The following is a 10,524-nucleotide window of genomic DNA, read 5'->3' on the forward strand; positions in this document are numbered from 1 at the left end:
CGGCATCCATGCCGCTCACACCCCCTCAACCGGACCCACCCCGCCTTCGACAGTTCCCCGCGATCTGTCGGAATGGCATGGCCTGCTTCTGGTGGGTGTCGACCTTGGTCGACACGGTAGATCCACGCCGTGCGTGGATGAAGGTGACCGACGTGATGGTAAGGCTGGCGTTTAGAACAACGTGCCTTGCACGGTGGGTTCTTCGCCGCGCGCCGGTTCCTCGGTTACCTCTTCCGCACCCAGTCGCCACGCCAACCCACCAAGGCGGCTGGCATGTCGTTTCAATGCCGCCTCCAGCACCTCGGCGCTGCCGGCCACCTGCAGGCGCTGGCGGGCGCGGGTCAGGCCGGTGTAGACCAGTTCGCGCGACAACACGCGGCTGTCCTGCCTCGGCAGCTGCAACCACACTTCCTCGAACTCCGAACCCTGCGCCTTGTGCACGGTCATCGCGAACGCGCTCTCGTGTGCGGGCAACGCTGCCGGGTGGAAGGCGCGCGGCTGGTCGGCGGTCTCGCCGGGGAACCAGGCCACCATCGCACCGCTGCCATCGCGCAGGCAGATGCCGATATCGCCGTTGAACAGGCGGTGGCGGTAGCTGTTTTCGGTGATCAGCAGCAGCCGGCCCTGGAAGTAGCCCGGGGTGTTGCCAGCCAGCAGCTGTTCAATACGGCTGTTGAGGCCACGCGCGCCCTGCGGGCCTTCGCGCAGTGCGGTCAGCACGCGCAAGCGACCGGCCTGCTGCAGTGCCTGCGCCGGGTCCACTGCGTCGGCCAGTGCGCGCCAGTGGTCGAGCAGATGCTCGCGCTGGCCACGCAACGGGTCCGCCTCGCCTTCATGGAAACGGACACCAGCCAGCCCGCCACTGCGCAGCAGGCGCAGGGCGGTACCGCTGTCACCGCCACGCACGGCCTGCGCCAGCGGCGCCAGGTCCAGCGCATCACTCTGCCGGTAGCCACGCTGCAACTGCACGCGGCGGCCTGCGAACGCGCGCGGCGGTGCCTGCGGCTGCAGCGTCGCCGCTGCCAGCAGTCCATGCAGCGCCTGCGCATCGTCGGCACGGGTGCCGATGCCATCGCCGCTGGCGCGCAGGATGGCGCTGAGCACATCACCGGCTTCCACCGATGGCAACTGGTCGGGATCGCCGAGCAGGATCAGGCGGGTACCGCTGGCGATCGCGTCGACCAGCTTGGCCATCAGCGGCAGGTCGATCATCGAAGCTTCGTCGACCACCACCACGTCCACCGGCAACGGATTGTCGGCGTGATGGCGGAAGCGCGGTGAATCGGGAATCACCCCGAGCAGGCGATGCAGGGTCGTGCCTGTGCTGGGCAGCGCGGTGCACAGCGCCGGATCCAGCCCCTGCCCCTGCAGCCGCTGTACGGCCAGGCGCAGGCTTTCGGCCATGCGCTCGGCGGCGCGGCCGGTGGGTGCAGCCAACGCTACCTTCGGCACGGGCAGGCCCTGGTGCTGCGCCTGTGCCGCCAACAGCAGCAGCAGGCGGGCGATGGTGGTGGTCTTGCCGGTACCGGGACCACCGGTGACCAGGGCCAGCGGATGGCGCAGGGTTACGCCAGCCGCACGGGCCTGGTGGTCCTCACCCGTTGCGGCGTGCGGGAACAGACGCGCGAACAGGGGCGCCACGGCGGCCATGTCCGGTGCAGCCAGCGGATGGCGGCCGATGCGTTGCAGACCGACAGCCAACTGCCGCTCGTATTCGCGGTAGCGGCGCAGGTACAGCAGACCGTTCTCCAGCACCAGCGGCGCTTCCGCGGCGGCGGCGTTGGCATCCTGCGGGGTCGCCACCCAGGGCGAGGCCTGCAGTTGCGCCAGCCACTGCGCAGGTTCGGGCCATGCCGGGATGCCATCGATCACGCGCTGGGGCTGGCGCGGATCGAAACCAGCGTGCCCCTGCGCCACGGCCAGCGAGGCCAGTGCGGCGGCCAGTGCCACGTCGTCCGGCGTGTCTTCGCGCAGGCGCTTGAGGCTGATGGCCAGGGCGTGGTCCAGGGTGCGCAGCTGGCCACTGCGATGCAGATCGCGCAGCAGGTTCATGCGGTTTCTCCGCGCGCGCGCGCCGCCATCTCGGCCTGGGCTGCTTCGCCGCCCGCAAACAAGGCATCCAGCGCATCCACCAGCTCAGGCGCGAAGCGCTGCACGTGCACGCCGTTGCCGGCGATATCCAGGCCCCGGCAGAACAGATAGCGGATACCGCCCATGTCGCGCGCGTAGTCGTATGCCGCACCCAGGCGGAAGCGCAGCCAGCGATGCAGGGCCACGGTATAGATCAGCGCCTGCAGGTCGTACTCGCTGTGGCGCATGGCGATCTCCAGCAGGTCCGGGCTGTAACCCGGCAGCCGGTTGGATTTGTAGTCCAGCACATACCAGCGGCCATCACGCACGTAGGTCAGATCGATCTTGCCGGTCATCAGGCCTTCCAGCCTTCTGCGCAGGCCGAAACCGCGCCGTGCGCTGGAGATGCCGTGCTCGTGCAGCAGCTGCAGCAGCACCGGTACTGCGGTCGGCTCGATGGCGAAGTGGAACTCGATTTCGGCCCGGCGCTCATGCTCGGGCACGCTGCACAGCGCACCGCCTTCGGGCAGCGGTACGGTGAGGGTGTGGCCGACCAGCGGCACCAGCACCGCCACGCCATCGTCCAGATCCTCGTCGGCATAGCCTTCGTCGTGCAGCGAGCGGCGCAGAACGTCGGCCTGTCCCTCCGGTGCCGGTTGCTGCGGCTGCCAGTGCGACCACAGTGCGAAGTCGACGTTCTCCAGTGCATCGTGCAGCACGTTGCCGAAGCGGCTGCCCATGAAGCGCGGATCCGGCGGCGCAGTGTCTTCTGCGGCAGCGTCCGGCAGCGCCGGTTCCAGCGGCAGCTCGGCACCGGCGGGTTCGTCGGCAGCCGGTGCCGGCAGTTCGGTGGCCGCCGCTTCGATATCGTCGCCGTTGCCAGCGTCGGCATGCGCCAGCTGGGTGAAGCTGTAGACCCACCAGTCATGTGGCACCCGGCGGGTCAAGGCACGCACCGCAGGCAGCTCACCTTCGGTTTCGGCCAGCAGCTGCGGCAGGCGGCCCGGCGGCGCACTGTCATCCAGGTCCACGTCCGCGTGCGCTCGCAGCGCCTGCAGGTCGCCCAGCAACGGCGCCAGGCGGGTCTTCGCATGGCCTGCCAGATCGCCGGTGGCGATCCACAAGGCATGCTCGGCGCGGGTCAGGCCCACGTACAGCAGGCGCGCGTCTTCTGCACGCTGTTCGCGCTCGCGCTGGCTGCTGGCCGCGTCCCAGGCATCGTCCCTGTCCAGCTTCCAATGCAGCTGGCGCTCACCCTCCAGGTGCACGGTGCAGTGCGTGGCGGTGTTCGGCGCGCCGCCATCGATGCCCACGAACGGCAGGAACACCAGCGGGTATTCCAGGCCCTTGCTCTTGTGCAGGGTGATGATCTGCACCCGTCGCGCGTCGGACTCCAGCCGCAGCAGCTGCTGCTCGTCATCCTGGTCGGCATTGGCCATCTGCCCCTGCAGCCAGTCCAGCAGGCCGTGCATGCCCAGTGCCTGCGCGGAGGCTTCCTGCAGCAGTTCGCCCAGCTGCAGGTAGTTGGTCAGGCGCCGCTCGCCGTCGATCAGTGCCAGCAGGCGCTCGCCCTGCGCGGCGCAGACATCGGCCACCACCGCGAACGGGCCGCCACGCTGCCAGCGCTCGCGCCAGTGCAGCAGCTGTGCCTGGAACCCGCGCTGCAGGTCCCCCTCACGCTCCATGCTGGCAATCGCGCTTGCGCGCTGCCCCAGCAGCACCGTTGCCAATGCAGTACGCAGTCGCCCTTCGTCGGCCGGTTGCAGCAACGCCAGCAGCAACGCACGCAGGTCACGGGCCTCGCTGGTGGCAAACAGGCTCTGCTTGCCGGCCGCCACCGCGGGAATGCCGACTGCGGCCAGTGCACGCTGCACCAGCGTGGCTTCGCGATGCGAGCGCACCAGCACGGCGATATCGCCGGGTTGCACCGGGCGCCCACGCAGCAGCGCGGTGCCGGCACGCGCCTCCAGCAGGATCTGGTGGATCGCTGCCACACAGGCCTGGGTCGCCGCGTCGCGCGACGCATCGGCGCCAAGGGCCTTTTCACCGTCGCTGCGCAGCAGGCGCRGGGTCAGCGCCGGTGCGGCCCGGCCATCGCGCAGGTAGTCCTCATCGACACGCACGCCACCGGGCCGCACCGGCTCGAACCGGATGTCGCGTTCGAGGAAGGCATCTTCGCCAGCGTTGTCGTACAGCGCCTGCAGCGCGCGCAGCACGGCCGGGCGCGAGCGGAAGTTCTGGTCCAGCGCCGGTGCCTGCTCGGCCACCTGCTTGGCTTTCAGGTAGGTATGGATGTCGCCGCCACGGAAGCCATAGATGGCCTGTTTGGGGTCACCGATCAGGAACAGCGCCGGCTGCAGCCCCAGTTCGTCCACCTCCGGCGAGGCGCCGAACACGGTATGGAAGATGCCCCACTGGCGGTCATCGGTATCCTGGAATTCATCGACCAGGGCGATGCGGTACTGCGCCCGCAGCTGCTTGACCAGGGCCAGCCGCTGCGGGCCTTCCAGCGCGCGGGCGACGCCGTCGATCAGATCGTCGTAGGTCTGCACGCGGCGCACGCGCTTCAGCACCGACAGGCGCTGGGTGGCTTCCTCGCGCAGGGCGTGCAGGAAGTTCAGTGCCGTGGCACGCAGCCATTGTTCGCGCTGCGCCAGCAGTGCCACGTAGCGCTCAAGCGGTGCCTGCAGCGGCGAGGACGGTGTGCGGTCGGCGGACTTCTTGTTGGTCTTGGCCACCAGCGCATCGGGCAGCAGCGCCGGCAAGCGGTCGCTGGACAACAGTTCGGCTGCGTCGCCGCGCTCGGCCCAGCCCAACAGCTGCCGGCCCAGCGGGTGCAGCCAGCCCAGCTTGTAGGAAACGCCGTTGATCCACTTGTTGTCGACCGCTTCGCACAGGTCCAGGAAGAAGCGCTCACCGTGCTCGCGCACGGCCATCGACAGTTCCGCCGCCGCGCCCTGCAGCGCCGGGCGCGGATCGTCCACGGCCAGCGGCTGCAGTGGCGGGTGCAGCGGTGGCGATGCCAGCAGCGCGCGCAGGTCAGCCGCCAGCGCATCCGGGTGGGACCACAACCAGGTCAGCGGTTCCAGCGTTGCCGGATCGTTGGCATGCACCCGCCACAGATCGGCCGCCAGTTCTTCCAGCAGCTCGCGATCGCTGGCCAGCAGCTCGGGCGGGTCGAAGGTATGCCCGCTTTCGAGCGCATGTTCGCGCAGCACGCGGGTGCAGAAGCCGTGGATGGTGAAGATCGCAGCCAGGTCGATCTCGTCGGCGGCTACCTGCAGGCGCCGCTTCAACGCTTTTGCGGTTTCCGTGCCGTCCTGCAGATGACGTTGCAGCACCTGCCGGGTCAGCAGCGCATCGGGTGTTTCATCGTCGCCGGGCGGCAGGTCGACCAGGCGCGCAGCCAGGGCCAGTCGCTCGCGGATGCGCTTGCGCAGTTCCTGGGTGGCGGCGTCAGTGAAGGTCACCGCCAGGATCTGGCCGATACGCAGGCCCTGCTCGACCACCAGACGGGTGAACAGCGTCGCCAGGGTAAAGGTCTTGCCGGTGCCGGCACTGGCTTCGATCAGTCGCGTGCCGTGCAGCGGCAACGCCAGGTAAGGGTCGGGGCAATGCGTGTTGATGGTAGCGCCCTCGGCACCGCTGCTCATGCGTGGCCCGCCTGTGGATCATTGCCGAAGCTGCGCCCTTCGCGCACGGCGCTGAAGACCACCTGGCTGTTGCGCAGCAGGTCGGCGTAACTGGCGTCGTCGGCGAACGGGTCGGCGCCACGCAGCAGCAGCTGCCAGGCATCACTGTTGGCTTCACCCCAGCTGCGGTCGCTGCCATGCCATTGTTTCCAGCCTTCGCTGCGCTGCTTTTCCACCGGCGCGTTGAACAGCACCCAGCCGGTATAGGGCGCAAAGCGCAGTGGTTCGCGCAGCCCGCGCTGGCGCAGCTGCAGCAGCGCGCGCAATGCCGCGCGTGCTGCGGGCACGGTCAAGGCAGGCAATGCATGCGGACCGGGGCCGGCATCACCGCCGTCGTAGAACTGCACCAGCGGCAAGGCATCGCCGGCGGCGTTGGCCAGCAGCCAGTCCAGCCCCTGGCGGATCACCGCGTTGCCGTTGAGGGCGCCGGCGCGCAGGCGCACCAGGCCTTCGGGATGGCGATCACCGACCCGGCCATGCAGGCGAACGCCGTCGATCTCCACTTCATAGCGGCGGCTCTCCAGCGGCGTGCCCTGCAACCAGCCCAGCATGGCCGTGGCATAGGGGCGGGTCTTGAGCCGCTCCACTTCAAACTGGCGCTCGCCGAGGATGCCCGACGGCAGCAGCCCGCGTGCGCGCAGCCGAGGGTACAGCGGCTCGCCGTCACCGGCCAGGGTGGCCTGCACCACGGCCAGCTGCACACTGCGCTTCTCCGGCCCACGCGAGGACAGCACCAGCGGCTCCAGGTCGTCGACGTCCTCGACGTCGTCGGCCAGGCGCAGGCCCAGCGACTGTGCGAGGAACTGCCCGGCCGGATCACACAGGAAACGACGCAGGCTCTCCAGCGAGACCTCTTCTTCCACCGCGTCGTCCACCGGCGGCGGCAGTGCGGCGTCGAACCACGGCAGCAGGCCGCCGCGCTGCCCGCCCAGCCGCCCGGCGGCCGGGTGCCACTGCCGGCGGTAGCTGAAGCGGCGTGGATCGCCGTCACCGAAGGCGGCCGGCGAGAACGGCTGCAGCGCGTGGCGCACGGTGAAGTCCCGCGTGGCGGTCGACGGATCGAGGTGATAGGCCGCGGCGGCATCGATCAGTTCGCTGACCAGCACCGAGGGTTCGCGCACGCTGCCATCGCGCGGGTCCGCGCCGAGGTAGCTGAGGTAGAACACGTCCTGCGCAGCAGCAAACAACTGCAGGAACAGGAAACGATCGTCTTCGCGGGTGGAGCGGTCGCCGGGACGGCGGCGCGGCGTATCCAGTTCGGCGGTGAGCTGGTTGAGGCCGGCGGCCGGGTCGCGACGCGGGAAATCACCATCGTTGAGGCCGAGCACGCAGATCACCCGGAACGGCAGCAGGCGCATCGGCACCATGCGGCCGAAGCTGATGCCACCGGTCAGCAACGGCGCGCGCGTATCGGCCTCGGCAAGCGCACCGGCGAAGTGCGCACGCACCACCTCCGGTGGCACGCCATCGACGAACCCGGCCTTGTACGCATCTTCGGCGAACTGGTTGAGCAGCTTGCGCAGGCGCTCCAGCGCGCGCTGGCTGTTGGGCGAGCTGGGTGGTGTCGGCAGCAGGGCATCGAGCAGCGACAGCAGGCGCTGCCGCCACTGTGCCGGGGTCAACAGTTCGCCCAGCCGGCGCTGGTAGACGGCCAGCACGCGCAGCAGGCGCAGCAGCCGGTCCAGCGCATCCAGCGCCCCGCCTTCCAGTTCGATCCACGGCGCCACCCCGACCAGATCCACCTCGCTGCCGGTGGCGTGGCCCAGCAGCAGGCGATCCAGCGCGAACTGCCAGGTGTAGGCGTCATCGCTGGGGGCCTGCAGCTGGTCGCGATGCTGGGCATCCAGGCCCCAGCGTGCGCCTGCCTGCTGCAACCAGCCATGCAGTCGGTCGAAGTCCACCGCTTCCAGGCCGGCGGCCTCGGCCAGGGGTGCACTGGCCAGCAGATCCAGCACCTCGTTCAGGCCGAAGCGCGAAATCGGCAGGCCAAGCAGGTGCACGAACACGTCGGCCAGCGGCTCGCCAGCCAACGGACTGCTGTCGGCCAGCGCGTAGGGAATGTGTTCGTCCTCGCCCCCCCGTCCGCCGAACACCGCTTCCAGATAGGGCACATACGGATCGATGTCCGGCGCCAGCACGGCGATCTCGCGCGCCTGCAACGGCGGGTCGAAGCGCGGGTCCTGCAGCAGGCTGCGCAGCTGGTCGTGCAGCACCTGCAGCTCGCGCAGGCGGGTGTGGCAGGCGTGCACCTGCAGGCTCGGGTCGTCGCTGCGCAGGCCATCGCGCAGTTCACCGGAAGGCAAGGCACGACGGTGGAACAGGTCGCGCTGCAGGCGATGCAGCAGGCTGTCGGACAGCCCGCCCTGGTCCATCGTCGGCCGCGTGTCTTGCTCGGGGTCGGAATAGGCCGCGATCTCACCGGCCGGATGCACCACTTCATAGCTGCCCAGCACCGCCATGAAATCGCGGCCGGCCGCACCCCACGCTTCCAGCAGGCGGTTCTCGCCGGCGGCCTCGCCGAACGGGTCCGGCGCACCGCTGCGCAGGCGCTCTGCCAGGGTCTGCAGGTCGCCCCAGTAGGACTGCACCGGCGTGGGCAGATAGAAATGCAGTTCGCCCACCCGCGACTGGGTGGCCATCACCCGCAGTACGTCGGGCGAGATGTTGAGGGTGGCGAACGCCGACATCCGCGGCGGCAGGCCCTGCGGCAGCGGTTGGCCGGCGCCCTCGAAGCGGTCCAGGTACGCCTGGATGCGGCGCGCGCGGTAACCATGGCCGGCGGCGATGCTGCGCCACAGGATGGCCTGCGGATCGGCCGCGTCGGCGCCGGCTTCCCAGCGCAGCAGCCAGTCGCGGCGCCAGGCCTGGTACTTCTCGAACACCGAGGCCAGTTCGCCGGCCAGGGCCCAGGGTTTGAGCGCGTCGCCCCCGGCAAGATAGGACTGCAGCGCGCGCATCGGTGGCTGTGCCAGCAGCTGCGGATCGCGCAGGGCCTGGTACAGGCGCCAGTGCAGGGCGGCCGCGTCCAGGTCGTCGGCTTCGCCCTCGACATTGGCGTTCAGCGCACGGGCGACGAACTCACCGGGGGTCAGGAATTCCAGGTTGGCGGCCACGCCATACTCGGCAGCCAGTGTCGCCTGCAGCCAGCGCCGCATCGCCACCTGCGGGATCAGCACCACCTCCGGCGCCAGCAGCGACTGCCCCGGCACCGGCACACGCACGTTGCGCGCCAGCAGGGCAGCCAGCACGTCCAGCGAATTGGAATGGTAGAGGCGGAAGTCGCTGCCCGGGTCACTCATCGTGCACAGTGTGCAGCACACCCGCCCGTATTCAATCCCGGGGTACGGTGATCGCGACGGATTGTTCCGGTCGTTTTCGGAATTGTCCCGGTCTGGCGACGGTCCGACCGTGCAACAATACTGCACCGTCCAGTCTGCTTATGTTCAGCAGTCTGACCCGATGCTTCAATGTCGAAAAAACGTTAAGGGTGCCCATGTCGGCTTCCACTCCCAGTCTGGTGCAGTTGTCCAACGTCCGCATCGACCGGAGCGGGCGCACGATCCTGCGCGACGTTTCGCTGCAGGTGCCCAAGGGCAGCATCACCGCGGTGCTCGGTCCGTCCGGCAGCGGCAAGTCGACCCTGCTGGCGGCGCTGACCGGCGAACTGCGTCCGGTTGCAGGCGACGTCACCCTGTTCGGCAAACCCATCCCGCAGCGCACCGCCGAACTTCTGGAGATGCGCAAGAGCGTCGGCGTACTGCTGCAGGGCAATGGCCTGCTGACCGACCTGACCGTGGCCGAGAACGTCGCCCTGCCGTTGCGCACCCACACCCGCCTGCCGGCACCGGTGCTGCGCCGGCTGGTGCAGATGAAGCTGCATTCGGTCGGCCTGCTGGCCGCCGCCGATGCCTGGCCGCGTGAGCTGTCCGGTGGCATGGCCCGGCGCGTGGCACTGGCCCGYGCGTTGGCCCTGGACCCGCCGCTGATGATCTACGACGAGCCGCTGACCGGGCTGGACCCGATCGCCTCGGGGGTGATCATGAGCCTGATCCAGCGCCTCAACCACAGCCTGGGCTTGACCAGCATCATCGTCAGCCACCACGTGCACGAGACTCTGCCGATCTGCGACCAGGTAATCGCGATCGCCAATGGCGGCATCGTGTTCCAGGGCACGCCGGAGGCGCTGCAGACCAGCCAGGACCCGCTGCTGCAGCAGTTCCTGCAYGGCCAGCCSGATGGTCCSATYCCGTTYGATGCCGCRCCGCGCGCGAGGGTTGCCTGATGCCGTTYGTKSAMGCCACCCGCTCGCTGGGTCGTGCCGGCCTGTTCTCGCTGACCGTGCTGCGCGGTTCGCTGCCGACCCGTGATTTCCTGGCCGAGCTGACCCGCGAGATCTACAAGRTMGGTGCSCGCTCGCTGCCGATCATCGCCGTGGGCGGTGCCTTCGTCGGCCTGGTGCTGACCCTGCAGGGCTACCGCACGCTGACCACCTTCGGYGCSGCCGAYGCGCTGTCCACSCTGCTSGGSCTGTCGCTGTACCGCGAACTGGCACCGGTGCTGACCGCGTTGTTGTTCATCGGCCGCGCCGGCAGTTCGATCGCCGCCGAGCTGGGCCTGATGCGCGCCACCGACCAGATCAAGGCGCTGGAACTGATGGCCATCGACCCGGTGGCCAAGGCCGTGGCACCGCGCTTCTGGGCGGCGGTACTGACCGTGCCGCTGCTGACCGGCATCTTCTGTTCGCTGGCGATCAGTGCCAGCT

The 10,524-nt window shown here is 69.4% G+C and carries 5 protein-coding genes; 2 read left to right on the forward strand and 3 right to left on the reverse strand.

The window, feature by feature from the left end:
- Positions 1 to 171 precede the first annotated feature (171 nt).
- From recD to recC, 3 genes are read right to left on the reverse strand one after another with little or no spacing between them, the layout of a single operon-like run.
- On the reverse strand, positions 172 to 2,052 hold the full coding sequence (recD, locus tag AC1DJN_RS17400) for an exodeoxyribonuclease V subunit alpha (protein ID WP_032978529.1): 1,881 nt from the start codon (positions 2,050 to 2,052) through the stop codon (positions 172 to 174).
- Positions 2,049 to 5,723 carry an exodeoxyribonuclease V subunit beta gene (gene recB / locus AC1DJN_RS17405; RefSeq protein WP_478039597.1) on the reverse strand — a complete coding sequence of 1,225 codons (3,675 nt, stop codon included), beginning with the start codon at positions 5,721 to 5,723 and terminating at the stop codon, positions 2,049 to 2,051. The genes recD and recB overlap by 4 nt, the downstream gene beginning before the upstream one ends.
- A complete protein-coding gene (gene recC, locus AC1DJN_RS17410) occupies positions 5,720 to 9,061 on the reverse strand; it encodes an exodeoxyribonuclease V subunit gamma (RefSeq protein WP_442251389.1) in 3,342 nt (1,113 codons plus the stop codon). The genes recB and recC overlap by 4 nt, the downstream gene beginning before the upstream one ends.
- Positions 9,062 to 9,255: 194 nt before the next feature.
- On the opposite strand from recC, the gene AC1DJN_RS17415 reads away from it, so the two are divergent.
- A complete protein-coding gene (locus tag AC1DJN_RS17415; RefSeq protein ID WP_025875633.1) occupies positions 9,256 to 10,044 on the forward strand; it encodes an ABC transporter ATP-binding protein in 789 nt (262 codons plus the stop codon).
- Positions 10,044 to 10,524: ABC transporter permease (locus AC1DJN_RS17420; protein WP_478039600.1), on the forward strand; the 481-nt coding region annotated here is incomplete at its 3' end. The genes AC1DJN_RS17415 and AC1DJN_RS17420, both read left to right, overlap by 1 nt.

The sequence above is a fragment of the Stenotrophomonas sp. 05L414_2 genome, assembly GCF_056397905.1.

What these genes read in the sequence shown, in the direction of transcription:
- recD (WP_032978529.1), bottom strand. Translation starts at nt 2,052, where the DNA reads ATGAACCTGCTGCGCGATCTGCATCGCAGTGGCCAGCTGCGCACCCTG.
- recC (WP_442251389.1), bottom strand. Translation starts at nt 9,061, where the DNA reads ATGAGTGACCCGGGCAGCGACTTCCGCCTCTACCATTCCAATTCGCTG.